The organism is Moraxella haemolytica, assembly GCF_030177935.1.
GTDB classification, from domain to species: Bacteria; Pseudomonadota; Gammaproteobacteria; order Pseudomonadales; family Moraxellaceae; genus Moraxella; species Moraxella haemolytica.
Genome location: NZ_CP089974.1, coordinates 745,966 through 772,616 on the forward strand (window position 1 = coordinate 745,966; position 26,651 = coordinate 772,616).

The following is a 26,651-nucleotide window of genomic DNA, read 5'->3' on the forward strand; positions in this document are numbered from 1 at the left end:
ATGGAGTTTTTTACGGTTGAAGTTAAAAAATTGGAATTGGTTGTTCATCACGATACTAGAAATGTCATTGCTTTCTCTTCTGTAAAAGATTTGTTTAGAAAACTGGGTCTGAATGAACAAAACTTTGATCCAAGTCTATCTAAAAATCTATATCTGTTTTATCCCACTGATATGGTTGTAAAATCTAATTTTTATCAGTGCAATCTTAGTTTGACAGAAAAAATTCCTTTGGAGCAAAGAATTCGTTATAGAACCAAAAATGTTTTGGATTCGGTATACGCTAAGATTATTGACTATATCAATAAAAACATTGATGGAGAAAAATTATCTGTCTATGTTGTATGCAACTCTTATTTGGATGAATTTAGCCAGAGGTTTTTTGAGATGGCTCAAAAATTTGGCGGTTGGGAGGTTTCCTGTAAAATTCAGCATAATTACTCTTTAAATTCAGATAAAAATCAAAATGATGAAAATTTATATAATAAATTAAGTACACTAAAATCCAATGGAAAAAGTGATTTTGATAAGGGTTTGTATGATGATTTAATTAATATCTCACTTGAATATTTAAATGCTGGCGATGCTTTGACTGCAAAAAATATCTGTAATTTTGTTAAGAATTTTTATAGCGATTCTGATTTATGGAATACTCTTTCTATATCTGAACAAATGCTAAGAAATCCAATAATGTCTGAATATTATTTAGATTTAATATTAAATAACAATAATATTGAAAATACAAAAATGGTTCTAGATATTCTAAGGCTATGCTATATGCTAGAGTACACAGTAAAGAACTTCAAAGTATAGAAAAGTCAGAGTCTTTATTGAATCAAGCCTATAATGAAATTACAAGCTCTGATGAGTATCTAAATAATGTTCCAAATGCAATTTTTTCAGCTTTATTTAATCGTAATGGGTATGCTTTGATTTTATTTCGAAATAATAAAATGGAAGAGGCAAAAAATTTAATGATAGATTGTATTGCTCAAATTGACAATATATCGATCATTGATGGAGAAGAAAAATTAGAATTGTATCGTTCTGTTTTGGCGTACAATTTGGCTCAATGTTATGAAAGGCTTGGCGATTATAATAATGCCATCATCTCTTTAAATAGACTTTTGGATAAAGATAAGTTAATGGATACTTATTATTTGGATTTGGCAAGAGTTTATGGTTATTTAAATGATATAGATTCTGCGATTTTTAGTTGCAGACAGACAACATTAATCAACCCTTACAGTCATCAAAACTGGGCAACCCTTGCTTATTGGCAATTACAAAAAACATTGTATTTAGATTCAGCATTTAACTATTATTATGCTTATAAATTGTGTCTTGATCCTAAAAAGTCTTTAATGTATCTAAATGATGCTCTCTACTCAAAAATTTTATCCAAAGAACAAGATTGTTGTCCTGATTTAGAAGCGGTGTTAAAGAATTTTGTAACAAATAAAGAATTATTTGGCTTTGATGAAAGTGAGGTTGTAAAGTCTTTTAGTTTATTGGCGGAAACAGAGTTGTGTAAAGGTAATCAGAAGCAAGCCCTTGATTATTTATCATTAGCACTGGTTAAATTTCCCAATAATAACATTTTAAAACAAAACTATGAATTTTTAAGTTCTTTATATTTTGAATAAAACACGGCTAAATGTCGATTTAGCCGTGTTTCTACATCTTTTGCTAAAGCTTACTTCATATGATAAAGTAGATCATGATTGACTTTTTTCATTTCTGGCACTTGAATTGCTAGTTGCATAGCAGTCTCCTTTTCAAGTGAGTTGAAATTTTTCAAAATGTCAGATTTTTTCTGACATTTCTTAATATACAATATATTTTTTAAAAAGTCAAGAGTTTTTTATGATTAAAGAAATTTTTTTTGCTAACCCAAATGTAAAGCGGTATGCTTTTTTTATGCTCTTTTTTCAGATGGGTATGGCAATATCACTGGCTTCTATGCCAATTTATTTTAAAAATGAAAACGCCATCTCCGCCTACGGAATGGCATATTCGGTTATGGCGGTAACAGGGGTGTTTTCTTTTGTTTATGGAATGTTTGTAGATAAAATTGGTTTTGCCAAAGCCTTGTTATTTGCTTTATTATTATACGCCCTTGCTTTATCTATGCGGGTATTTACGCACCCAGTCATTGCGGTTATGACGGCAATAATCGCAGGTGTTGGTGCATCTACTGCCATTCTCGCCAATCGCTCTTGGGTTCTACAAATTTCTGAAGACAGTACTCAGAATACCACCAAATTAACCGCAATGCGTTCTATGATTGTCAATATTGCTATGTTGGTTGGGACGGGTCTTGTATCGTTGGCGGTGTATGTATTTGGTTCTATTTATTTTTGGTTATTGTTAATGGCAGGCGGTTTTGTTTTTATGTCAAGTGTGTTTGCCTATCAGAATATTAAGTTTGATAAATTGAAAAAGGTAGCAATTAAGCCGAAAGAAAAAATATCCATAAAAAATATTTTAACCTTATCTACTATTTTGTTTATTTTATCTAATTTTGTTGTTGGTTTTTATGTTGGTTTATTTAAGCCTTACTTGATTTTGATGTTTGTGGAGTATGGTGTTTCCGAATCTAAGTCGGTATTTATTTATCTGATGACGACCGTTATGTCTATTTTGGTAAATATGCTATTATTGAAATATAATAACAAATTTAAAAATATGCCTTTTATTGGATTTTTTGTTGCAATGATGGGTTATATTTTGTCTTTTTTGCTAATGTCTTTTGGCTTGCATTATGGTTTGGCTCTTTGGGTGCTGGTGTTAGCAACTTTGGCGAGAAGTGCATTTACTGGATTATCTTCATCTTTTGAAGAAGTATTAGAATATGAATTTCTTGATAAAGCAACTTTGGCGATGGCTTTGGGTTTTACCCAAACTGCTTTTTTGGCAGGAGATGCTGTTGGTTCATTGGTTACAAGTTTATGGATTGTACCAAAAAATATAGCAGATTATGCCCAGATTTGTTTATATTGTGCAGTATTGGCAGCTGTTCATATGGCGATTATTTTTTTGTTAAAGTTATTGATAAAAAGATAGTATTGGTGTAAGGTGTGTGATGCACCATCATGACGGAAGGTCATTTCAACTGTTTTTTTGGATTGTCATCACCAAATCAATGTGTGATGAAACAGCATCAATGTTGTTTAAATATGTCATGATGGGTAGGGGTGCAATACATCATTCAAGTCATATCAGCAATCAATTTAACTTGTTATGTTTCATTAATCCTGCACTCATGACATTAAATGAAAAACTAAGAAAACAAATCATCATCAGACGAAATTTGTTCATTGAGAAAATTCACATTCAATTATTGTAACTTGCCACATTTTCGTTTAAAATAAAAAATTTCATCATGACGACAGTAAAATGAAAATTTTTTTAGCTAGAAATAAAGTTCAAGCAGGTCCATACACTCTCGAAGAGGTCAATATCATGCTTTCATCAGGAGCGGTGGTTCTTGATGATTTGATGTGGCATGCGGGAATGAATGGTTGGCAAAAAATTGGCGATGTTACTGGTGGTCAACTAAGTTACCAGCCAAACACCACCAATTTGCAGTCAGCCAATCAGTCAGCCCAGCCATCAAGTCAGCGTGGTTTTGGCGATAATGTTGAGCTCAAAACACACGCAGATAAGCGTGTGAGTGTTGATGAGTTGTATGGTCGTCAGCCAATCAACCCAGCCAAACCAAACCCATCAAATTCATTGAATGGCAAAGTTTATCATCCCTCTGAAACTGTGTACGCATCTATCGGCAGTCGTTTTTTGGCATTGGCAATTAACATGACTTTATTTCTTGTTGCATTCATGCCGTTTATTTCAGGATTGATGAAGTTGAATCCTGATCGTCAGCTGATGACCACCGGCAGCTTTGAATCACGCATGGCATATGCCCAAACCCTCGCTGAGCAGATTCCAACTCAAGTAGCAACCATGACGCTCCTTATGCTTGGCGGATATTTTTTGATTCAGTTGCTACTTATCATCATGCGTGGGCAATCGTTTGGCAAACTGGTTACCGGCATTCGTGCTGTTGATGAAAAGACTGGCAAACTACCGTCATTTGGTGCTTTGGTAGGTGTTCGCACCATTTTATTGTTGGTAATTTATTGGCTTGCGATGGCACTGCCTTTTAATTTAGCGTTAGTACTGGTTGCGGTGAATTACTTTTTGGCAGCTAAGAGTGATAAAAAGCAAGGCTGGCATGATAGATTGGCAAAAACTGTTATTGTCAAGGCACATTCTGATCAGCTTAATAAAACCAAAACGCACAACAAATAATCCAAAATCATGGTTGGACGGCATAAAAAATTAAAAACAGTCGTCCAATTTTCAATATGGTTAGTCATGAATACTCAATACACCTCCGACCAACTCACCGCCTTACAAAAAGTCCAGTTGCCCGATGATTGGAAAATGGCGTTATGCGATGTTCTGCTGTCTGCCACTATGGACAATCTGCGTGCATTTTTGCAACATGAATATGCACAGAACAAGACCATCTATCCTTCTAAATCATTGATTTTTAATGCATTAAATACCACACCTTTATCAAGTGTAAAGGTCGTCATACTGGGGCAAGATCCTTATCATGGGGTGGGGCAGGCGATGGGATTGTCATTTAGTGTTCCCAAAATCATCCCCAAGCCACCAAGCCTGCAAAATATCCTAAAAGAATTGGCGATGGATTTAAATATTCCTGTATCGGCTCATGGCGATCTGACGCACTGGGCAAATCAAGGCGTATTACTGCTTAATGCTACGCTCACCGTTGAAAATGGGCAGGCAGGTTCTCATCAAGGTAGGGGCTGGGAAGAGTTCACCGATGCAGTGATTGATGTCATCAATAAAAAAACCGACCATACGGTATTTATCCTTTGGGGCAGTTATGCCAAGAAAAAGGGGCGGTTTATTGACACATCTCGCCACTTGATTTTAACCGCAAATCACCCATCCCCCTTATCGGCAAATCGTGGTGGATTTTTTGGTTCTCGTCCGTTTTCGCAGACCAATGATTATCTTGTCAGACACGGCAAAGGGGCGATTGATTGGATGCTACCACAGTAATGGCGTATCGTGGCATTGCATATGACCTTGTGTCTAAAATGGCGTGTGTTTTGCCAAATTTTAGCTCCTTGAAATTTTGGTCGCCTACCGATGTTATCATGATGAATCAAGCCTTAACCCTTGCCAGACATGGGGCGGAGCGTGGCGAGATACCTGTGGGGGCTGTGGTGGTGCATGACGGGCAGATTTTGGGTGAAGGCTTTAATTGCCCGATTGGCACGCACGACCCAACGCACCATGCCGAAATTGTTGCCTTGCGTCAGGCGTGCAGGCGGGTGCAAAATTATCGCCTGCCGATTGGCAGTACGCTGTATGTTACATTAGAGCCGTGTACCATGTGTTTTGGTTCGCTCATTCATGCCCGTGTGAGCCGTGTGGTGTTTGGGGCGTATGAACCAAAAGCAGGGGCGATGGCAAGCCAGTTAAATCTTGCCAAAGAGCCTTTTTATAATCACACCATCGCCATTCAAGGTGGACTGTTGGCAAATGAAAGTTCAATGATGTTAAGCCAATTTTTTAAACAAAGACGAGCTGATAAGAAAAAGGCGAGAATTGAAAGCCAAATCAATGAAGGATGTAAAGTCTAATGATGGATTTTCATCTTACCAGTTATTTTGTAAAAATATTAAAGAGAACTTCTATGACAACCCCAAAAATCATCACCATTGACGGCCCTTCGGGGGCAGGTAAAGGCACGGTGACATATCGCCTTGCCGAGCATTTTGGTTTTGAGTTGTTAGATAGTGGGGCGTTGTATCGCATCATTGGTCTGATGGCATTTAAAAACGGTTTGCTTGACGATACAGAGATTGACGAGCAAAAAGTTGCCAAATTAACCCAGTCTTTAAACCTATCTTTTCGCCCCAATACCACCACAAAAACAGTGGAAATCCTAGTGGATAATACGCCCTTAACGGACGACATTCGCAATGAAATCGTGGGCGGATATGCATCTAGGGTAGCTGTATTGCCAAGCGTGCGAACGGCTTTATTTGACTTACAAAAAAACATGGCAAAAGACAAGGCGGGGCTTGTGGCAGATGGGCGAGACATGGGGACGGTGATTTTCCCCGATGCCCCTGTTAAGGTATTTTTGACCGCAAGTGCTAAGGCTCGTGCTGACAGACGGGTGCTACAATTACAAACAGCAGGCAAAGTGTTGGATTATCATGCGATTTTGGCAGACATCATCGCCCGAGATGAGCGAGATGAGAATCGTGCCGTTGCCCCAAGTCGCCCTGCCATAGATGCCCTTGTGATTGATAGCTCAGACAAATCGGCAGATGTGGTGTTTGATGAGATTTTGGCGTTTGCACAGGGTAAATTATGATAATGCTTACTCCACTTAGCACCACACACCAAGATGAACTGTCTTATGAGTTAAACGATGAACAAATGCAGTTCACCACCCTGCCAAAAGACTGGTTTGATGATGAGCTTGTGGATGCTTATAGGGTGGTGATTTTGGACGATGGCTTGCATCGGGCAGTGGGGTTTTTGTGCTAGATTTTGGATAGGACAAATACCGCTACACCGATAATTCTAATGCCGTCCTGCTTCGCTCGATGTCAATAAACCCTGCTTTTCAAGGTATGGGATATGCCAAGAACGCTATGAATTTCAAATGTTTATAAGAATTTTGTAAAACGCATATCCCCCTTTGTAATGAGATTGTACTTGGGGTAAATCACGCCAATGCGTCCGCCCAAAGACTTTATGAAAAGGTGGGTTTTATAAGGCAAGTGCGAACCGTTATGGGGCAAAAGGGCAGCAGTGGGTGTATTATCTTAAAATAAATCGCTATCTATTTTAATAAATATCTGATATAATTATTGGGTTTATCATATTTTTGTGTTGCTATTTGAGTCAAAACCAGCACCTCTCAATAGCACACATCACTTGAACCGTACTGTGCTGGACAGGCTACGGCTAATTTTAAGGTATTACTAATGAGTTTATCATTTGCTGAACTGTTTGAACAAAGCAACGCCAACGAAATCAAAGTTGAGATCGGTGCTGTAATTTCTGGTACAGTCGTTGCCATTGACAACGAGCGTATCACTGTTGACACTGGTCTGAAATCAGAAGGCTTTATTGTGCGTTCAGAATTCTTGAACGAAGCTGGCGAACTAGAAGTTGCCATTGGCGATAAAGTTGATGTTGTTGTTGAAAAAGTTGACAACGGTATGGGCGAAACTGTTCTTTCTCGTGAAAAAGCGAAGCGTGAAGAAAGTTGGCGTGCTCTTGAGCAGCTTCATGAAAATGACGAAATCGTTACTGGTCTTATCTCTTCTAAAGTTAAAGGTGGCTTTACTGTTGAGATTGGTTCTGTGCGTGCGTTCCTACCAGGTTCATTGGTAGATGTTCGTCCTGTTCGTGAAACCACTCATCTAGAAGGCAAAGAGCTAGAGTTTAAAGTCATCAAGATTGACAAGCAACGCAACAACATTGTTGTATCTCGTCGTGCTGTTATGGAAGCTGAAAACTCAGCTGAGCGTGATGAGCTACTAGCTAAGCTAGAAGAAGGTATGGAAGTTCAAGGTATCGTTAAGAACCTAACTGACTACGGTGCATTCGTTGATCTAGGTGGCATTGATGGTCTACTGCACATCACTGATATGGCATGGAAACGCATCAAGCATCCATCAGAAGCGGTAGAAGTTGGTCAAGACCTTAAAGTAAAAGTATTGAAGTTTGACCGTGAGCGTAACCGTGTATCTCTAAGTCTAAAACAACTTGGCTCTGATCCTTGGGGAGAAGTTGAGCAAACTTACCCAGTAGGTACCATCACTAAAGCTTGTGTAACTAACCTAACTGACTACGGTTGCTTTGCAGAAATCGCAGAAGGTATTGAAGGTTTGGTGCATGTGTCTGAAATGGATCATACTAATAAAAACATCCACCCATCAAAAGTTGTTCAAGTGGGCGATGAAGTTGATGTTATGGTTCTTGAAATTGATGGTGAGCGTCGTCGCATCAGCTTGGGCATCAAGCAAACCATGCCAAACCCATGGGAAGAGTTTGACAAAAACCATGCCAAAGGTGACAAAATCTCTGGTACCATCAAGTCAATCACTGACTTTGGCTTGTTCATCGGTCTAGAAGGCGGTATTGATGGTCTGGTTCATCTATCAGACATCTCTTGGACTGAGTCTGGCGAAGAAGCTATCCGCAACTATACCAAAGGCGATACTGTAGAAGCTGTTGTTCTACAAGTGGATGCAGAAGCTAACCGTATCAGTCTAGGCATCAAACAGCTTAACTCTGACCCATTCAATGAGTATCTATTGGCTAACGACCGTGGTGCTATCGTAAAAGGTTCGGTTAAAGAAGTAGATGCTAAAGGTGCTGTTATTACTCTAGCTGATGAAGTAGAAGGCTACCTAGCTGCTGCTGACATCGCTCGTGAGCGTACCGAAGATGCTTCTAAAGTACTAAGCGTTGGTGATGAAGTAGAAGCAAAAATCGTTCGTATTGATCGTAAATCTCGTGGTATCACTCTATCTGTGAAAGCCAAAGATGAAGCTGATGAGCGTCAAGCCATCAGAGAGTTATCAAACACTGCAGCGGAGAATCAGCCTAAAACCCTAGGCGATATCTTTGCTAATCAGCTAAAAGGCTAATTTTAGTCCTAGCAATAAAAAAGGGTGACAGTCGTTGCCCTTTTTTATTGCTAATTTTTTAGTCATGTACTGTAAATGCTAATTACATATGATGACAGTATGGTGGATTGCCAACTGATTACATAGTTGGGATATTAACGGATTTTTAGTTATGATAAAATATCTAACAAAATAATGAAAACTAACAAAAAATTCATTCACATTTGCCAATTTTTCCGTTATTATTAGCATCTGACGAAAATCTTACTAAAGATTGCATGTTTGTTAAGTAAATTGATGGATGATCCATCAACCAAGGTGGGGTATATGCAACAAGCTCAGCAAGTGATCAATAAATCTGACCTAATCTCAAATTTAGCATCCGCATGCGATGGCATAGAAGAATCAATTGTTGATGAAGCGGTGCGTGAAATTATCGGTCTGATGGTTGATAGCTTATCACATGATGGTCGCATAGAAGTTCGTGGCTTTGGTAGTTTTTGTCTGCATCATCGAGATGCTCGTAATGCCCGAAATCCTCGTACCGGTGAGACGGTCGCTGTTAAGGCGAAAGCCGTGCCATATTTTAAGCCGGGCAAGGCATTAAGAGAAGCGGTGGATGCAATTAACGACTGATTTCATGCATATCATTTTATTTTAAATAGAGAAGTTCCATGCATATTATTTTGATTATTCTTTTGGTAGCAGTTTGTGCTTATGCCATTGGCTTGGTGCTGATGAACAATAGTGAAGTTGCGGTGAATTTGATGTTCTCGCATGTACCGACAATGAATCTTGGTTTGTTGTTGGTTGTTACAATTGCACTTGGTATTGTTCTGGGAATGTTGCTTGCTTTGCTTGTTTTCCGTGTACTTCAAAATAAATGGGAAATTAGCCGTCTAAGAAAAGAGCTGAAACTTGCCCAATCACAGCTGACTGAAGCAAATATTAAACTGGCTCAACAAGCTGAAATTCGTCCTGTGGATACTGTGATTGTAGAGAATGCAGCACCAAGTACCACACCAGCGTCCAATCTATAAGTTAAGCTCATGGTTAAATCTCCTATTATTGTCGCTGTTGATAAACACGACTTGTCTGGGGCGTTGATGTTGGCAGATGCCTTAGATCCAACGCTATGTCGCCTAAAGGTGGGCAAAGAACTTTTTACGGCTTGTGGTCCAAAGGTGGTGCAAGAATTCCATCAGCGTGGCTTTGAGATTTTTTTGGATTTAAAATTCCATGATATTCCCAATACCATCGCTCAGGCGGTGCTATCAGCTGCCGACTTGGGTGTGTGGATGGTCAATGTACACGCCATGTCAGGTTCAAGGGCAATGACGCTTGCTAAATCACGCCTACAAGCAGGCGACTATCAGACGCTACTGATTGCTGTTACGGTCTTAACCTCAATGGCGAATGAAGAATTGGCAGAGCTTGGCATCGCAGGGGATATGACCTCACAGGTGTTACGATTAGCAACCTTAACCAAAAATGCCGGTTTAGATGGTGTGGTGTGTTCCGCTCAAGAAGCTCGCCTATTAAAGCAGCATTTGGGTGATGATTTTAAACTCATCACCCCTGGTATTCGCCTAGCTAGCGATGCTAAAGACGACCAGCAGCGTATCTGCACACCAAAAGAAGCCTTGAGCTATGGATCGGATTATTTGGTAATTGGTCGTTCTATCACAGGTGCGGATTGTCCTAATGATAAATTACAATTGATTGTAGATGAGTTGTCGGTTATTTAAGCCGTGCCTTATTCAAATAAAAAAGCAATCTGACAAGATTGCTTTTTTGGTTTCGTGTTTAATTAATGACTAAACAGCAACTTAAGAAGCTAGGCGTAGGGGTTACTAATACCCAATCCTTGCAAAATCTCAATCTCAAAACCCTCCATCTCGTCTGCATCCATATCGCTGATTTCATGATCAAAACCTAATAAATGCAAAATACCATGCACAATGAGATGGGTGAGGTGGGATTTAAAAGTTTTATTTTGTTCATTTGCTTCACGCACCACAACATCATGGCAGATGATGAGTTCGCCTAGTGGTATCTCACCCATCATCTCAAAAACATCAGGCGGTAGTTCGCTTGGATAAGACAAGATATTCGTGGCGTAATCTTTGCCATGAGCCTCCAAGTTTAGCATTTTACCTTCAATAGCGTTAGTAATGTAGATGTCTAGCGTCTTGGATTGATGCCAGTAATCCATCGCATCCTCAAAGTAAGCAAAACAAACGCCTTTATTGAGTTTATCGCTCATGATAGATAGTGTGTGGTCTATGACTTGACTTATATATTTCTCATCATAGCGTTGACTGTCGATTTCATCGTGATAATCAATATAGAACAGGGTTTTAGCCATTATTAGGTTCCGCATCATTTTGGTTTTGTACTTCTTGGGTTTTGGCAAGCTCTTTGGTGAGTTGTGCAGCCTTACGCTCAGCTTTAAGCCTTTCTTGTTCATCATCAAAGGCGTCATAGGCCTGAACGATTTTTTGTACCAAATGATGACGCACCACATCTTTGCTGTCAAAGCGAGTGATGTGAATCTCATCAATCTTGGATAAAATATCCAAAGCTTGGGAGAGACCTGACTTATGCCCACGGGGCAAATCCACTTGTGTCATGTCGCCTGTAATTACCGCACGAGAGCCAAAACCTAGTCGGGTAAGAAACATCTTCATCTGCTCTGGTGTGGTATTTTGTGCTTCATCAAGAATCACAAAGCTATTATTCAGTGTGCGACCACGCATATAAGCAAGGGGGGCTACCTCAATGATTTGTCGCTCAAGTAGCTTGCCTACTTTTTCAAACCCAAGCATTTCATATAAGGCATCATATAGCGGACGCAAATAAGGATCAATCTTTTGGGTTAAATCGCCTGGTAAAAAACCTAATTTTTCGCCCGCTTCAACAGCAGGTCGTACAAGTAAGATTCGCTCAATCTCCCCACGCTCTAGCATATCTACGGCACAAGCCACCGCTAAATAAGTCTTACCTGTGCCAGCAGGACCGACACCAAATGAGACATCGGAGATAAGGATTTTTTTGACATATTCTTGTTGATTGTAGCCTCTAGGGGTAATTTTACCTTTGCGAGTTCTTAGGCTAATGTCGGCATAAAGAGGCTTTTTGTTTTGGGTGTCTGATTTAACAGCATCTCGTGCCAGACTTGATTGGATAATGAGATGCAACTCTTCACCATCGATGTCATTGTTGGCAATCTTAGCAAGTTTGTTAATAATGAACTCACCACGCTCAACCATGTTAATATCACCTATTAAGGTGAAATTGTTTTGTCGTTGTATGATTTGGATTCCTAGGCGTTCTTGTAGGTATTTTAGATGTTTGTTGTATTCGCCAGCTAAATTGCGTAGCTCGTTAGTATCTAGTGCTAGGGTAAGCGTACGGGTAATGCTCAAGAATTTTTCCTTAATTTTGTCATAAAATATAAAAAGCGATGATGGTCATCTGTGGTTATAATAAGGATTTGTATAGAGATTTTCAAGCTAAAAAACAAAAAAGCCTTTCGTATTGAAAGGCTTTTTTGTTGCTGTTTCTAGCAGAAAATGGCTCCCCAACCTGGGCTCGAACCAGGGACACACGGATTAACAGTCCGATGCTCTACCGACTGAGCTATTGGGGAATATCTAGCAAGTCGCTTAAGATGGTGCGTATTATAACAGGTTTTTTATGCTTGTCAATAAAAAAATGAAATTTTTATCAATTTTTTGGTATTTTTATTAAAAATAAGCAATAAAAATACCAAAGTGCCGCTGCAAAGGGGTTACCATGAACCGTGAAGTTCAAGGCGGAAGGCATCACTATTTATTATGGCTTCCTGATACATCGCAAAGATGCAGGCCTGCTCAACAAAATAGTAGTCATGCGTTCCTAAAGTAAGATTATCGGCTCAGGAATACGCTCTGCTGGCGAACACTTCAGTGAGGGTCATTATAACATCTTTTGGTTAATTTTCAAGTTGGCTTTGGCTTATTTGGTGGTTAAGTTGTTGGTTTTTTGGGATAAAAAACCCATAAGAGTGTCTCTTATGGGTAAATGAAGTGATGGTTGGATTAACCAAAAGCAGGACTTCGTCTTGGAATGGCATCCAAAAATTCACCACGAGCTTGGTTGTTGGTGGTGAATTCGCCCAGCATGCTGACCGTGCGAGTGGTGGATTGTTGCTTGCCGACACCACGCATCATCATGCACATATGACTGGCATCCATCACGACCGCCACGCCACGACACCCTGTTAATTCTTCAATGGCAATGGCAACTTGCTTGGTGAGATTTTCTTGAATTTGTAAGCGACGAGCATACATATCAACGATGCGTGCTACTTTGGATAGACCAAGTACCTTGCCATTAGGCAGATAGCCGACATGAGCTACACCATAAAAAGGTAGTAGATGATGCTCGCACAAAGAATAAAATTCAATATTTTGCACCAACACTAACTCAGGATTGTCTGATGCAAAGATGGCATCATTAGCAACAACCTTAAGCGACTGATGGTAACCACGAGTTAGGTGGCCAAAAGCCTTGGCTGCACGCATGGGCGTATCTAAGAGTCCTTCTCTGCTTAGGTCTTCGCCGCTGCCTTTGATGATATTGGCGTAGTGGTGAGCGATCTGCTCATAATCGGGGATAAAGTTGGTGTTATCGGATTTTGACATGGTCATATGTGGCTTAAGAGAGCTTGAGAAAATTATTAACAATATAGCTTAACTTAAAATCAGATTTTATCAAGTCAAAATAGCAAAAAATAGTAAAAATTTTTAAAAATTAGCAAAAGGTTTGGTTGTAGTTGATGGTGAATGTTAAAAAGCGGTTTTAAATTCGCTAAAAATGTGGTTGTGTTGGTTTGTAAATTGCTTATTTTGTGATAATGGCTGGCACAGTTAAGGGGATTGGTGGTACAATTTGTAGTGTTTTTGTATTTTAATATCTAATTTTGGCGTGGAGAGGTGTATGTCAGAGCAACAAAAGCAGATTAAAGTGGGTATTGTCGGTGGTACGGGTTATACAGGCGTGGAGCTGATCCGTCTGCTGTCTTGTCATCCGCTAATAATGATTGTCATGCTAACTTCTCGCACAGAGGTAGGTAGGCAGGTAAGCGAACTATTTCCGAATTTGCGTGGTATTTGTGATATCGCCTTTAGCGATGCTGATGATGAGAAGCTAACTGAATGTGATGTGGTGTTTTTTGCGACACCGCATGGGGTTGCGATGAAGTCGGCACCGTTATTAACAAGTCGTGGGGTAAAAATCATTGATTTGGCAGCGGATTTTCGTTTGCAAGATTTGACCGCTTTTCAGCGGTGGTATGACATGACGCACGAATGTGAAGAGATTTTGAGACAATCGGCTTATGGACTGCCTGAGATTAACCGCCATTTAATTAAAGACGCTCAAGTTGTCGGTAATCCTGGTTGTTATCCGACTACTGCCATCTTGGGTTTGGCTGCCATTATTGCAGAACAAAACCGTCAAAGTACGCCACTGATTGATGAGCATATCATCATTGATGCTAAATCTGGCATCTCTGGTGCAGGGCGTAGTGCTAAGCTGAACTTGATATTTAGTGAGACTTCGGATAATTTTAGTGCGTATGGCGTGTCAGGTCATCGTCATTTGCCAGAGATTGAACAAGGGGTTCATGGGTTGCTTGGTTCAATATTTAACCATAAAATTCGCTTTGTACCGCACTTAGTGCCGATGATTCGTGGTATGTTTAGCACTATTCATCTGACCTTAACCAAGGCAGGACAGCAAGTCGATTGGCAGGCGGTGTTTGAATCAAGATTTAAAGATGAGTTTTTTGTTGATGTATTGCCAAAACAGGTGCTTCCACAGACTCGCCATACTCGTGCATCTAATTTTTTAAAAATTGGCATTCATCAAGATGGAGATATCTTGACAATTATGGTGGTACAGGACAATCTGGTTAAGGGTGCAGCAGGGCAAGCAGTACAAAACATGAATATCATGTTTGGGCTAGATGAAAAACTGGGTTTGGAAGTTGTGCCTGTAACACCATAAAGTAATTTAAGCTGTATTTGAAAATATAAAGTACTATTTTGGAGAGAAAAAGTGAGTATTGAAACTTTGACCTTAAAGGTTTTTGGAATGACTTGTGGTGGCTGTAAAACTTCGGTCAATAATGCATTGGTTGAGCTTGCAGGTGTGCAGGCAGTCGAGGTAAGTTTGCCACTTGAACAGGCGGTTGTTACTTATGATGATGAGCTGATTGATGAGAGTCAAATCATAGAGACCATTGAAGAGATGGGATTTAGCACCACTTAGTGTGTAAGACCTTCAGGCGTCGTGGAGACTCAATCACTGTTTTTGCATGACAAATAAATAAAACATATTTTTCATATCCCTTTTATTAAAAAAGTGCTAGTCAAATAACCATAAATCCTGCTAGCTTCATTGAAAAATATATGACTTTTTATTTTTGTACAAATGCAGAAGTTGGTTACACTTGATGAAATGGATAAAAAACCGAAAAAAGTGATTTTTTCGGTTTTTTTATTGGGTGGTTTGGGTTTATTGGGATATACAATGCGATCATCTAAAGAGCATTAAGATTACTTAAAGTATGTATGATGCTAGAACGGCTGTGCCTAAATTCGGTATCTATCTAAAAGTATCGTTGAATATTCTTTATTTGTACCCATGTAAGATTAATATGGCAGACAAAAAGATAATAGGTAAAAGCATGAGTACACCCACCCAAGATCCCATTAAGCAAAGATACGCCATCTTAGGCATGACTTGCCAAGCCTGTGCCAACCGCCTAGAGAAGGTATTGCATAAAAATCCTGCTGTGGTGTCAGCACAGGTGAATTTTGCCACTGAGACACTCAGTATCACCCATCATCAGGCAGATGCTCAAGAAGTGTTGTCATGGATTAAGAAAGGGGGGTTTGAGGGTAAGCTGATTGATAATGAGCATAACCGAGCAAGTAAACAGGCTGACAATGCGTCAGATTTTCCTTGGTACTTGGTGTTATTGTGGGGGCTGTCTTTGCCTTTTTGGGTGGGTATGGTCGGCATGATGGTGGGCAGTCATTCGCTGATGATACCTGTATGGATGCAGTTTTTGTTGGCAAGTGTGGTGCAGTTTGGCTTTGGTTGGCGGTTTTATATGGGGGCGTGGGCGTCACTTCGTGGTGGTCTTGCCAATATGGATACGCTAGTAGCCTTAGGCACGACAGCGATTTGGGCGTATTCAACCTATCTATGGCTAAGTATGGGGCAACAGTCTCATCATCAAGTTTATTTTGAGGCATCGGTGATGGTGATGGCGTTTGTCAGTCTGGGTAAATACCTAGAGCTACGCACCAAGCAACAAAGCCTAGATAGCATCTCTATGCTGATGAGCTTGGTGCCAACTACCGTCCCTGTGCGACAAGGTGAGCGATGGGTTACGACCAAGATGGCACTTGTCAATGAGAATGATATTCTGCTAGCTCGTATGGGTGATCGTATCGCTGCTGATGGCGAGATGATACTGGGAGAGGGCTTGGTGGATGTGGCACACTTGACAGGGGAGAGTCAGCCCATCTTTAAAAAAGTGGGTGATATAGTGCTAGCAGGAAGTATTGTGCTAGATGGTGGTTTTGAATACCGAGTGTCAAGGTTGGGTGAACATACCGCTTTGGGTGATACCATCTTGGCACTTGGTGAGGCTCAAGGAACAAAAGCCAGTATTGCTAGAATGACCGATCGTGTAACAGCGGTGTTTGTGCCTGTCGTGGTGGTGATTGCCATATTGGTCTTTATGATCAATTGGTTGATGTTGGGTGTGTTTGATGAAGCATTGATGCGAGCGGTGGCGGTGTTGGTGATTGCTTGTCCTTGTGCTTTGGGGCTTGCCACGCCTGCTGCCATCATGGCAGGCATGGGAACAGCAGCACGGCATGGGGTGCGTTTTAAGGACGCAGTAAGTTTGGAGGCGGCAGGAGCAGTTGATACAGTTGTCTTTGATAAGACAGGTACGCTGACGGTGGGCGTGCCTAGCATTGCAGCGGTTTATTTGGCTGATGGTGCAAGTTACGATGAGGTATTGATGTTAACAGCAAGCCTTGAGCAATACGCCAATCATCCGCTAGCAAATACACTAGTGAACACTGCTTTACAGCAAAACTTAAGTCTAAAAGAGATTGATAATCCTACCACCATTGTCGGACAGGGCATGATGGGAGAAATGGCGGGCGTGGGTGTGATTAAAGTTGGAGCGCTGGGTTTTGTGGGCTTTGATGGTGATTTTAAAGAGCTAAATCGGTCGCAAAAAGCGAACATCATCTATCCACACGCTACCTTAATGGATGATGAGCCATCCTTATCCACTCCTAACAATCATCTCTTTGATAGCATTTGGCAAATCGCCACGCAGGTTGCTTTATCGGTTGATGGGCGTGTTTTGGCTGTATTTGCTTTGCTTGATAAACCAAAAGATCATGCCAAAACTGTCATCAATCATCTACAACAAGATGGCATCAATGTCATCATGATGAGTGGCGATCACGATGGTGTGGTGGCACATATCGCAGGTGAGCTTGGTATTGATAACCACTATGGCAAAATGTCACCACGAGACAAGGCAGATGAAATCATCAAATTGCAACAACAAGGCAAACAGGTGGCGATGGTGGGTGATGGTGTGAATGATGCACCAGCGATGGCAGCTGCTCGAGCGAGCTTCTCGGTGCATGATGCGGCAAGTATCGCCAAGCACACGGCTACCGCTGAGATTATTGGTGACTCAGTAACGCACGCCCATCATGCGGTTGTCATCGCAAAAGCTACGCTTGCCATTATTAAGCAAAACTTATTTTTTGCTTTTATTTATAATGCCATTGGTATCGTATTGGCAGGTGTGGGATTGCTTAACCCAATTATTGCAGCGGCGGCAATGGCGTTGAGCTCTATCTCGGTGCTTACCAATGCTTTGCGTCTAAAGCGATTGAAATTAAATAAGACTTAGAAATCAAGTCTGGTTTGGGCTGTATGAGAGCGAAGTGTTTTTGTGAACTTTTAGATTTTTTGATAAAATAGTTAAAAGTCTAATGAGATATTTGCTATAATAACTAAATTTTGTTTGGTTTATTGTAAAGATTATGTCAAAAACATTACAATCACAACATAGAGCGATTCACTCAAAGAGTCAGGTTGGCACTACCGCACAAATCTTAGCACTCTTTTTGGTGGCATTGGTGTTTACATCGCTGGTTGTGGCGTTTGTTGGTTATCGGTTTGGTCATCGTCAAGGGCTATACACCGCTAAATACGCTGCTATTGAGACAGGAAAATCTACAGATGTAAGTACATTGTCTGCTGAAAATATCCGCCTAAAACAGCAGATTGATGCCATCACCAAAGAGCGAGACATTAGCCTTAACAATATCGAACGCTTAAATACAGAGCAAAACAATCTGGAAATTAAAAATCTACAGCTTACTCAAGTCAATGATTTGTTAAAATCATCGGTGGCAGCACAAGGTGGTGTGGCGTTAAAAGTGATTGGGTCTAAGATTGTTGCTTTGCCTGAAAATATATTTGAATATCGCTTTGATGTTGCCATGATTGATGTATCAGGTAGGGCGGTGAGTATGATACCACGCCTAACACTGCTTAATGCTACCAGTATGGTGGAGATTCCGCTAGAGCCATCAAATTATCAGATTGATGGTGTGGCAAATATTCGTGGGCGTTTTGTGATGCCAAAAGGTTTTGTGCCACGCCAGATGAAACTTGAGCTGATCGCAGGTGAACAAAAAATTCAGCAGTTGTATAATTGGCGGGTTGGTAAAATCATCGGTGATGCACCGACTTCATTATCAGAGGTGGGGAGTATAAACAAAAAAACCAATCAAAAGCAATTAACCAAAGGTCGGGCGTAGGCTCGGCTTTTTGTTAGGTATGTATAAGACTATTATTAATAACCACTTAATTATGAATAATGATTTACTTATGAGTATATTCTCCCATCAAAATCATCAAATGAAGCCATCGGGTATGACCTTTGATATGGACTCTGATGTCGCCTTAGATGAGATAACGGATGTGGCGACCGAACGCCTAGAGCCGCTGCTGTATTCGGTCGTTTTGCATAATGATGATTATACGACAATGGATTTTGTGGTTCATGTCTTGGTTGATGTCTTTGGGCATACGCTGGATAAAGCGGTGGAACTGATGTATTGTGTTCATGAGAAAGGTCGTGCGGTGGTGGCAGTTTTGCCATACGATATCGCTGAAATGCGAGTCGCTCAAGTAACCGAATTGGCTGAAGCGTTGGAGTATCCGCTTTTAGCTACACTTGAAAAAAATTAAGATAGAAGGTTGAGTTTTAATAATCCATTGATAACAAAAACCTTTGGTAATATCCGAACAGCAATAATCAGGCTTACTAACTTTGCCTAATTGTGCAGCTTGGGGTAAAAAATTAGATATGGTAGGAGAGTGATGTTTAGTACGGATTTTCAATTGGTGCGTCAAGAGATTGAGCGTTATACCAAAAATCATCGCCATGAGTTTATTACGGTAGAGCATTTGTTGCTTGGTTTGTTAAGCAGTCCTAATATTCAGGAGATGTTTGGTGATTTTGGTGTGGATATTGATAAGCTTGGCGATGCTCTAAAGATTTATTTGGCGGACTATATTCCAAAAACAGCTGATGATAGGCTGACTGCCAAACCCACCAAGAGCTGTGAGCGAGTCTTGCAAAGAGCCATCTGGCATCAGCAATCTAGTGGTACAGAGCGTTTGATTGATTGTGTGGATATTTTGGTGGCGATTTTTGGTGAAAAAGATACGCAAGCACTACATTTACTAACGACACATGATATTAGTAAACTGCGAGTGCTTCGTTATATCTCACATCGTGGTCAGTCAGAAGAATTAGAGTCTGCTAATTCTGCTGACAATAAGCCAAGACAGACAACCACCAAGATTAAAAATCCTATCCAAGCATTTACCATCAATCTGAACGAAAAAGCCAAAGCGGCAAAGATTGACCCGCTGATTGGTCGTGAGGCAGAGATTGAGCGTACAGCCCAAGTGCTGTGTCGTCGCCGCAAAAATAATCCTTTGCTTGTGGGGGAGGCAGGTGTGGGTAAAACTGCCATTGCAGAGGGTTTGGCATGGCTTATCGTCCATGATAAAGCACCAAAACCACTAAAAAACACCATCATCTATGCCTTGGATATTGGGTCTTTGGTGGCGGGAACGAAATTTCGTGGCGACTTTGAAGACCGCCTAAAAGCCATCTTGCACGCCCTAAATAGCGAGCAAGATGCAGTGCTGTTTATTGATGAGATTCACACCATGATTGGGACAGGCTTAACCATGAGTAGCATGATGGATATGTCCAACCTTATCAAGCCTGCTTTGTCAAATGGTGAGCTTCGTTGTATTGGTTCGACAACCTTTAATGAATACCGTCAAATCTTTGAAAAAGACCAAGCATTATCTCGTAGATTTCAGCGTATTGATATAGCAGAACCCAGTCAAGCTGATGCACTGGGTATTTTAAAGGGTTTAAAGGATAAATATGAGTCACATCATCATGTTTATTATACCGATGAGGCACTCGAGGCGGCGGTGTCTTTATCAGCACGCTACATTCAAGATAGGTTTTTGCCTGACAAGGCGATTGATGTGATGGATGAGGTGGGTGCACGCACTCGGTTTACTGCCAAAGATGATGGAATAAATGCGGATAGCCCCACGGTTATTGATGTGGCGATGGTTGAAGAGGTGGTTTCAAAAATTGCTCGCATACCACCAAAATCTGTCTCAAAAGACGATAAAGAAAGTTTAAAACATTTAGCTTGTAATCTCAAACATGTTATTTTTGGGCAAGATGAAGCAATTGATGGCTTGGTTGATGCCATCAAATTATCACGGGCTGGACTAAAACCAGTTGATAAGCCTATTGGTGCCTTCATGTTTTCAGGTCCAACAGGCGTGGGTAAGACAGAAGTCTGTAAGCAGCTTGCCTTAGCCTTGGGAGTGGAGCTTGTACGCTTTGATATGAGTGAATACATGGAATCTCATACGGCTTCACGCTTGATTGGTTCGCCGCCAGGTTATGTGGGATTTGAGCAAGGTGGGCTATTGACCGAAAAAATCCATAAACACCCATATTCCGTACTACTACTTGATGAGATTGAAAAGGCACATCCTGATGTGTTTAATCTGCTGTTGCAAGTCATGGACCATGGCACATTGACGGACAATAATGGTCGTGTTGTATCATTTAAGCAGGTGGTTTTGGTCATGACGACCAATGTTGGTGCTACAAGCATTAGCCGAGCGTCTATGGGTTTTACACATCAAGACCACACCAGTGATAATGGCGAAGCGTTAAAGCGTGCCTTTACGCCTGAGTTTCGTAATCGCTTGGACGCTATTGTCAATTTTGCACCGCTTGATGAGAAAGTTATCATCTCTGTGGTGGATAAATTCATCGCCGAGTTACAAACCCAGCTTAATGATAAGCAAGTTTTACTAGAAGTAGATGATGCAGTACGCCAGTATCTTGCCAAAAATGGATATGATAGGCTTATGGGTGCACGCCCGATGGCAAGACTTATCCAAAATGAAATCAAAAAAGTGCTGGCAGAGATGATTTTATTTGGTGATTTAAGTCAGGGTGGCACAGTGCAGATTTCACTTGAAACAATTCATGCAGACAATGTCGGTGAGACAAATAAAACCGATGACGCACCGCTAGAAAAATTACGCTTTGATGTGGTACAATCCACCCATCAAGAGTTGTCTGTTTAGACGGTTGGTGATATGGTTTTTGGCTAATTTTTATTTAATAAAGGAAGGCTTTATGGTACAGATTTTAGATGGCAAGGCGTTGGCAAGCTCGGTTGAGCATGAACTATCGGTACGAGTGGCGACATTAAAAGACAAGACGGGTCGTACACCAATTTTGGCGACCATTTTGGTTGGCGATGACCCAGCATCAGCGACTTATGTGCGTATGAAAGGCAACGCCTGCAAGCGTATCGGCATGGATAGCATTCGTGTGGAAATGCCTAAGAATACCACCACTGAAGAGTTGCTTGCCAAGATTGACGAGCTAAATGCCAACCCTGATGTTCATGGCATTTTGTTGCAACACCCTGTGCCATCACAGATTGATGAGCGTGCGTGTTTTGACCGTATTAGTCTGGATAAAGATGTTGATGGCGTTACTTGTTTGGGCTATGGACGCATGGCGATGGGTGAGTCAGCTTATGGTTCTTGTACGCCACAAGGCATCATGCACCTGCTTACTCATCATAATATTGAGCTGTCAGGCAAGCATGCGGTGGTGATTGGTCGCAGTGCTATTTTGGGTAAGCCAATGGCAGCGATGCTATTAAATGCTAACTGCACGGTTACCATATGTCATTCACGCACCCAAAATCTTGCCGAGCATGTTCGTAATGCTGATATTGTTGTTGGTGCGGTGGGTGTGCCAGAGCTGATTAAAAAAGACTGGATTAAGCAGGGGGTAATCGTTGTGGACGCAGGATTCCATCCAACGCCAGATGGCGGTTGTGGCGACATTGAGCTTGATGGCATTCAAGCGGTGGCAGCAGCCTACACACCTGTTCCAGGTGGTGTTGGTCCAATGACAATCAACACTTTAATTCGTCAGACGGTAGAAGCTGCCGAGAAGGAAGCAGGTATTTGCTGATATTGATTGTTTTTAAAATTAAACCGTTCTTTTGAGCGGTTTTTTCATATCAACCAATCATTATCCGCTACCATCATTGCTTTGTGATTCTTGTTCTGTGTTGTCGTCAAAGGTGGGTTCTGCTAGATGTTCATAGGGCTGACAATATCGTGGTGCAAATAGGCTTTGTCCGTGCTCATCACCAATATATCGCCAGTGCCATGATTCTTCTGATACACCGCTTTTTTCGGAATACTCTTTGGTGAATGTCTGTTCCCAACCGTATTTATGGGCATGATCAAGTAGCCATTGATAGCCTTTGGTCTTGGTGAATTTCTCATCAATCGGAGCAAAATCTACCGCATATCCTGTGTGATGTTCGGAATATCCTGCAGGTGAGGAAGTGTGATAGATGGTCTCAATGGGCTGTTTTTGACGAAGCTTACGCTTGATGATGGCATCTTGGGCACGCACTGAGCGAAAAATAGAGCTTGGGTATAGGGCTACTTTATCTTTAGCGGCAGCCTTAACCAATGTTTGTAGTGGTTCTTTGACATCTTTATGAATGAGTTTGTTCTCATGCTCTTGGTCGCCATAACCACTCCATACCAGATATTCAGCAATCACTTCATCATAAGCAAAATGCTCAATATTGACTTTTAGGGCATCTGGTGAGCAGATGGGCTTAGGTGGTGTGTCAATCGTGTTTTCTTGAGAATGGGTATATGCTAGGCTATCTTGGGTGTTTAATTGTGCTAAGATTGCTTGAATGGTTTTATCATCTGTAATATCTAACGCCTGTGCCTGCGTGGCCATTAGTGTTGTTAGCATGATTAAAGATAGGCGTGTTAGCTGTGTGGTTTTTTTAATGAACATATGCTTAATTCAAATCAGACTGTGTGATAGATATATTATACGGATTTAATCTATAGATGCGATAGGTTGGGTATACAATGTTCGTGGTTGCCAAATGACCGTCCATTAAGATTGCTCGCTAAGAATGCTTGGGCGATTTGGTTCGCTTAGCACATCAATAAAGGCTGATAGCACCACTGTGGCAAATGTACCTTTAGGCAGGGTGAATTCAACCACCAAAGTCGTATCATCTTGCCATTGCCATACTAACTCATGCACCAAAAGGCGAGTGGCACGGCGAGCCATCTTGATGCCTACTTTTTCTAAGCCTTGAACAAGTGTGCGGTATTTGTCATCATGAAAAATATGATTTTCAGTGGCAAGTGCATCTTGACTGGCTTTATTATCGCCTACGCCATATAAGGCGATGGTGGGGTGTATGTCATGTATTTGTAGCCGTTTAATGATTGTGTCATCAATGTCTGCAGTAAAAATTGAACCTGTGCCATCAAGATTGAACACTTCTCCCGTTAAGGGTTTGTCCCAACTGTCATCTGCTACACGAGTAGCCAAAATCTCATTAAATAGATGGCTACGAGCCGATGAAATAAGCAGGCTATGGCGTTCTAGGTCTTTTTTATGAGGTTTGTAGGGTTTATCGCTGTTTAGTAACTGTTCAAAAAAAGCAATCGCTTTGGTGATGTTTTCACCACCATTACCAAACCGTTGTTCGCCAAAATAGTTTGGTACGCCATGTTGCAAGAGATGTTCTAGTCGTGCATTGATGGCGAATTGATCGCCTTTAATGTTTTTTAAAGTGATGCAAAAGTGATTGTTCTTGTGTGTGCCACGATTGAGCTTGCGACCATGCCAAGCTGATTTTATGATGTGTACTGCTTCATTGGCGTGGAGCTTGTCTTTAATAAAATCATCAAAATTGCCATCAGGTAGGGTTTTGGTGGGTAAACGCAGACTAAACCATTGGTAGGTTTTGGCATGACGGTCTTTTAATCCTGAATACCCCACATCACGACTAGGGATGTTTGCCCAGTTTGATAGCAGGCGTGCAACAAAAGTGGTGTTGAGATTGATTTTCTCGACATATACCCATAAATGCTCACCCACACTATCAAAATCTAAGGTTAGCTGTTCGGTAACGATAAAATCAGCGGGCGTTTGTTTTAGTGTGGCGGTAATGGACGGCGAATGTATGGACATGATGGATGGCTAATCTGGGTAGTTGGTCAATAGACGGTATTAAACCATGTTTTTGGGTTTTTCTCAAACTTTATTCGGATATTTGGCGTATTTGCTTAATTGACCTAATTAAAAAAGACAATGTAATTGCCAATAAAAACAGCGAATGAATCTAAATGGTGCTAGTGGGTTTTAACCAATAACCAAAATAATGACAAGCATTTAAAATGACTGCCCAGTCTTTTTCAGGGCATTGCAGGAATGGTTGCTTTATTTTACAGTTAGTCATGTGATTGTTTGATATTATTTTCTATGGAGATGGATTATGCAATATATCGCACCGATTCGTGATATGAAGTTTGTGATGCACGAACTGTTAGACTCACAAGCCCACTACGCCAACATTCCTGATTATTGTGAGCTAGACATTGATACGATTAATAGCTATCTTGAGGCGGCGGCGGACTTTGCTCAGTCGGTACTATCTCCGCTCAACCGCACAGGCGATATTGAGGGCTGTGCCTTTAAAGATGGTGCGGTAATAACGCCGACAGGTTTTAAAGAGGCTTATGAGCAGTATTGTGAGCTTGGTTTTGCAGCATTAAACGCTGATCCAGACTTTGGTGGTCTTGGGTTACCAACTTCACTGTCAAGTGCGGTCAGTGAGATCATGGGTGCAGCAAACTGGTCATTTGCGATGTATCCGGGTTTGTCGCATGGGGCGATACAGACCATTGAACATCATGGCACTGATGAACAAAAAGCAACTTATCTAGAGAAGATGAATACAGGTGTCTGGTCAGGGACAATGTGCCTAACCGAAGCACACGCAGGTTCGGACTTGGGCATTATTAAGACTCGTGCTGTGCCGAATGCTGATGGTAGCTATGCCATTACAGGACAAAAAATCTTTATTTCGGCAGGTGAGCATGACCTTACTGAGAATATCATTCACATTGTTTTGGCACGCTTACCTGACGCCCCTGCTGGTACGAAAGGGATTTCGCTATTTATTGTGCCAAAATTCTTGGTTGATGGCGATGGAACGCTGGGCGAGCGTAATGGCGTGGCGTGTGGCTCTATTGAACATAAAATGGGCATCAAAGCATCAGCAACTTGTGTGATGAATTTTGATGGGGCGACTGGTTATCTGATTGGACCAAAGAATCGTGGTCTTAACTGTATGTTTACCTTTATGAATGTTGCACGCATTGGCACGGCAATTCAGGGCTTGGCAGCATCAGAATTTGCCTTTCAAGGTTCACTAAAATATGCCAAAGACCGCACTGCCATGCGTTCGATTTCTGGAGCAAAAGAACCTAATAAGCCTGCCGATAGCATCATTCATCATCCTGCGGTCAGAAATATGCTACTGACTCAAAAAGCGTTCAGTGAAGGGGGTAGGGCTTTGGTATACTATCTATCTTGGTTTGCTGATATTGTGGCAAAGGCTGATGGAGCGGAGGCTAAATTTGCTGATGAAATGCTGTCATTATTAACACCGATTGCCAAAGCATTCTTGACGGAGACAGGGCTTGAATCAGCCAATTTGGGTGTGCAAGTCTATGGCGGTCATGGCTATATCAGTGAATGGGGTATGGAACAAAATCTGCGTGATACTCGCATTGCTTGTTTGTATGAGGGAACAACAGAGATTCAATCCTTAGATTTATTGGTACGCAAGGTGCTAGGTTCACAAGGTAGGTTGTTGGCAAACTTCACCAAAATCATCCATCAGTTCTGCAAAGAAAATCAAGATGATGACCGTATGGGGCAGATGATTGGTCAGCTTGCCAAATTAAATAGGCAGTGGGGCGATATTACCGCACGCATCGGCATGCAAGGCACGCAGAATCTCGATGCTGTGGGTGCAGCAGCGGTAGATTATCTATTTTTTAGTGGTTATGTAACGCTAGGCTACTTATGGGCAAGAATGGCAGTAGTGGCTTATGCCAAGCTTGATGAGATGAATGCAAGTTTGGATGTGGACAAGTCTTTGCAAGGCGAATATGGTTTTTATGATGCCAAAGTAAAAACGGCAGAGTTTTATTTTGCCAAGCTCATGCCACGCACTTTTGTTCATGCTGCACGCATCAATAGTAGCCATACGACTTTGATGGCGATGACAAGTGAGCAGTTTGCTTTTTAAAATGGCTAAATTAAAAACCGATTGATGGTGGCTTAATTGAGCCAGCAGTTAG

At 41.2% G+C, this 26,651-nt stretch carries 26 protein-coding genes, 1 tRNA gene and 1 other RNA gene; 21 read left to right on the forward strand and 7 right to left on the reverse strand.

Translation table 11 applies throughout. The features are described 5' to 3' along the window. From LU276_RS03495 to pyrF, 13 genes are all read left to right on the forward strand, one after another. A complete protein-coding gene (locus LU276_RS03495) occupies positions 1 to 810 on the forward strand; it encodes a hypothetical protein (RefSeq protein ID WP_284674269.1) in 810 nt (269 codons plus the stop codon). After that, a complete protein-coding gene (locus LU276_RS03500) occupies positions 768 to 1,643 on the forward strand; it encodes a tetratricopeptide repeat protein (protein ID WP_284674270.1) in 876 nt (291 codons plus the stop codon). The genes LU276_RS03495 and LU276_RS03500 overlap by 43 nt, the downstream gene beginning before the upstream one ends. Before the next feature lie 274 nt (positions 1,644 to 1,917). Continuing rightward, entirely contained in the window at positions 1,918 to 3,063 is a 1,146-nt protein-coding gene (locus LU276_RS03505) for an MFS transporter (protein ID WP_284674271.1), read from the forward strand. A gap of 19 nt (positions 3,064 to 3,082) precedes the next feature. Further along, positions 3,083 to 3,346: a hypothetical protein gene (locus LU276_RS03510; RefSeq protein WP_284674272.1), complete on the forward strand. Its 264-nt coding sequence runs from the start codon at positions 3,083 to 3,085 to the stop codon at positions 3,344 to 3,346. A gap of 50 nt (positions 3,347 to 3,396) precedes the next feature. Beyond that, the gene (locus LU276_RS03515) at positions 3,397 to 4,311 is read left to right on the forward strand and encodes an RDD family protein (RefSeq protein WP_284674273.1); all 915 of its coding nucleotides are present in this window, start codon (positions 3,397 to 3,399) and stop codon (positions 4,309 to 4,311) included. A 66-nt stretch (positions 4,312 to 4,377) separates the two neighbouring features. Further along, on the forward strand, positions 4,378 to 5,097 hold the full coding sequence (ung, locus tag LU276_RS03520) for a uracil-DNA glycosylase (protein ID WP_284674274.1): 720 nt from the start codon (positions 4,378 to 4,380) through the stop codon (positions 5,095 to 5,097). Beyond that, a complete protein-coding gene (gene tadA / locus LU276_RS03525; RefSeq protein WP_284674275.1) occupies positions 5,079 to 5,684 on the forward strand; it encodes a tRNA adenosine(34) deaminase TadA in 606 nt (201 codons plus the stop codon). The genes ung and tadA overlap by 19 nt, the downstream gene beginning before the upstream one ends. A gap of 53 nt (positions 5,685 to 5,737) precedes the next feature. Continuing rightward, the gene (cmk, locus tag LU276_RS03530) at positions 5,738 to 6,427 is read left to right on the forward strand and encodes a (d)CMP kinase (protein ID WP_284674276.1); all 690 of its coding nucleotides are present in this window, start codon (positions 5,738 to 5,740) and stop codon (positions 6,425 to 6,427) included. After that, entirely contained in the window at positions 6,424 to 6,603 is a 180-nt protein-coding gene (locus tag LU276_RS03535) for a hypothetical protein (protein ID WP_284674277.1), read from the forward strand. The genes cmk and LU276_RS03535 overlap by 4 nt, the downstream gene beginning before the upstream one ends. Positions 6,604 to 7,046: 443 nt before the next feature. Then, entirely contained in the window at positions 7,047 to 8,720 is a 1,674-nt protein-coding gene (gene rpsA, locus LU276_RS03540; protein WP_284674278.1) for a 30S ribosomal protein S1, read from the forward strand. A gap of 306 nt (positions 8,721 to 9,026) precedes the next feature. Then, the gene (locus LU276_RS03545; protein WP_284674279.1) at positions 9,027 to 9,335 is read left to right on the forward strand and encodes an HU family DNA-binding protein; all 309 of its coding nucleotides are present in this window, start codon (positions 9,027 to 9,029) and stop codon (positions 9,333 to 9,335) included. A gap of 38 nt (positions 9,336 to 9,373) precedes the next feature. After that, positions 9,374 to 9,739 (forward strand): LapA family protein, encoded by a 366-nt coding sequence (locus tag LU276_RS03550; RefSeq protein ID WP_284674280.1) that lies wholly within the window; start codon positions 9,374 to 9,376, stop codon positions 9,737 to 9,739. Between the two features lie 9 nt (positions 9,740 to 9,748). Continuing rightward, positions 9,749 to 10,447, forward strand: coding sequence for an orotidine-5'-phosphate decarboxylase (gene pyrF, locus LU276_RS03555; protein WP_284674281.1), 699 nt, complete (start codon positions 9,749 to 9,751; stop codon positions 10,445 to 10,447). Between the two features lie 89 nt (positions 10,448 to 10,536). Here the strand turns inward: pyrF and ybeY are convergent, their stop codons facing one another. The 5 genes from ybeY to folE all read right to left on the reverse strand — a co-directional run bounded on the left by ybeY (position 10,537) and on the right by folE (position 13,387). Beyond that, on the reverse strand, positions 10,537 to 10,965 hold the full coding sequence (ybeY, locus tag LU276_RS03560; protein ID WP_418001286.1) for an rRNA maturation RNase YbeY: 429 nt from the start codon (positions 10,963 to 10,965) through the stop codon (positions 10,537 to 10,539). Positions 10,966 to 11,059: 94 nt separating this feature from the next. Then, complete coding sequence (locus tag LU276_RS03565; protein WP_284674283.1) at positions 11,060 to 12,127, reverse strand: PhoH family protein; 1,068 nt, start codon at positions 12,125 to 12,127, stop codon at positions 11,060 to 11,062. A gap of 148 nt (positions 12,128 to 12,275) precedes the next feature. Continuing rightward, positions 12,276 to 12,351, reverse strand: a tRNA-Asn gene (locus LU276_RS03570). Positions 12,352 to 12,463: 112 nt separating this feature from the next. Further along, positions 12,464 to 12,656: non-coding RNA, 6S RNA (ssrS, locus tag LU276_RS03575), on the reverse strand. 125 nt (positions 12,657 to 12,781) lie between these two features. Next, positions 12,782 to 13,387: a GTP cyclohydrolase I FolE gene (folE, locus tag LU276_RS03580; RefSeq protein ID WP_284674572.1), complete on the reverse strand. Its 606-nt coding sequence runs from the start codon at positions 13,385 to 13,387 to the stop codon at positions 12,782 to 12,784. A 295-nt stretch (positions 13,388 to 13,682) separates the two neighbouring features. Here folE and argC point away from each other — a divergent pair, with 295 nt between their 5' ends. The 7 genes from argC (at position 13,683) to folD (ending at position 22,419) form a co-directional block, all read left to right on the forward strand. Further along, positions 13,683 to 14,753 (forward strand): N-acetyl-gamma-glutamyl-phosphate reductase, encoded by a 1,071-nt coding sequence (gene argC, locus LU276_RS03585; RefSeq protein ID WP_284674284.1) that lies wholly within the window; start codon positions 13,683 to 13,685, stop codon positions 14,751 to 14,753. Between the two features lie 51 nt (positions 14,754 to 14,804). Beyond that, on the forward strand, positions 14,805 to 15,017 hold the full coding sequence (locus tag LU276_RS03590) for a heavy-metal-associated domain-containing protein (protein ID WP_284674285.1): 213 nt from the start codon (positions 14,805 to 14,807) through the stop codon (positions 15,015 to 15,017). 418 nt (positions 15,018 to 15,435) lie between these two features. Then, positions 15,436 to 17,706 carry a heavy metal translocating P-type ATPase gene (locus LU276_RS03595; protein ID WP_284674286.1) on the forward strand — a complete coding sequence of 757 codons (2,271 nt, stop codon included), beginning with the start codon at positions 15,436 to 15,438 and terminating at the stop codon, positions 17,704 to 17,706. Between the two features lie 133 nt (positions 17,707 to 17,839). Next, the gene (locus LU276_RS03600) at positions 17,840 to 18,622 is read left to right on the forward strand and encodes a hypothetical protein (RefSeq protein ID WP_284674287.1); all 783 of its coding nucleotides are present in this window, start codon (positions 17,840 to 17,842) and stop codon (positions 18,620 to 18,622) included. A gap of 70 nt (positions 18,623 to 18,692) precedes the next feature. After that, positions 18,693 to 19,055 (forward strand): ATP-dependent Clp protease adaptor ClpS, encoded by a 363-nt coding sequence (locus tag LU276_RS03605; protein WP_284674288.1) that lies wholly within the window; start codon positions 18,693 to 18,695, stop codon positions 19,053 to 19,055. 132 nt (positions 19,056 to 19,187) lie between these two features. Then, positions 19,188 to 21,512 (forward strand): ATP-dependent Clp protease ATP-binding subunit ClpA, encoded by a 2,325-nt coding sequence (gene clpA, locus LU276_RS03610; protein WP_284674289.1) that lies wholly within the window; start codon positions 19,188 to 19,190, stop codon positions 21,510 to 21,512. Positions 21,513 to 21,564: 52 nt separating this feature from the next. Then, a complete protein-coding gene (folD, locus tag LU276_RS03615) occupies positions 21,565 to 22,419 on the forward strand; it encodes a bifunctional methylenetetrahydrofolate dehydrogenase/methenyltetrahydrofolate cyclohydrolase FolD (protein WP_284674290.1) in 855 nt (284 codons plus the stop codon). A 60-nt stretch (positions 22,420 to 22,479) separates the two neighbouring features. On the opposite strand, the gene LU276_RS03620 is transcribed toward folD, so the two are convergent. Together LU276_RS03620 and truD are read right to left on the reverse strand one after the other, a co-directional pair. After that, a complete protein-coding gene (locus LU276_RS03620) occupies positions 22,480 to 23,274 on the reverse strand; it encodes a M15 family metallopeptidase (RefSeq protein ID WP_284674291.1) in 795 nt (264 codons plus the stop codon). Positions 23,275 to 23,379: 105 nt separating this feature from the next. Then, a complete protein-coding gene (truD, locus tag LU276_RS03625; protein WP_284674292.1) occupies positions 23,380 to 24,471 on the reverse strand; it encodes a tRNA pseudouridine(13) synthase TruD in 1,092 nt (363 codons plus the stop codon). 304 nt (positions 24,472 to 24,775) lie between these two features. Between truD and LU276_RS03630 the strand changes: the two genes are divergently transcribed. After that, positions 24,776 to 26,599: an acyl-CoA dehydrogenase C-terminal domain-containing protein gene (locus LU276_RS03630; protein WP_335342689.1), complete on the forward strand. Its 1,824-nt coding sequence runs from the start codon at positions 24,776 to 24,778 to the stop codon at positions 26,597 to 26,599. The last annotated feature ends 52 nt before the right edge of the window (positions 26,600 to 26,651 follow it).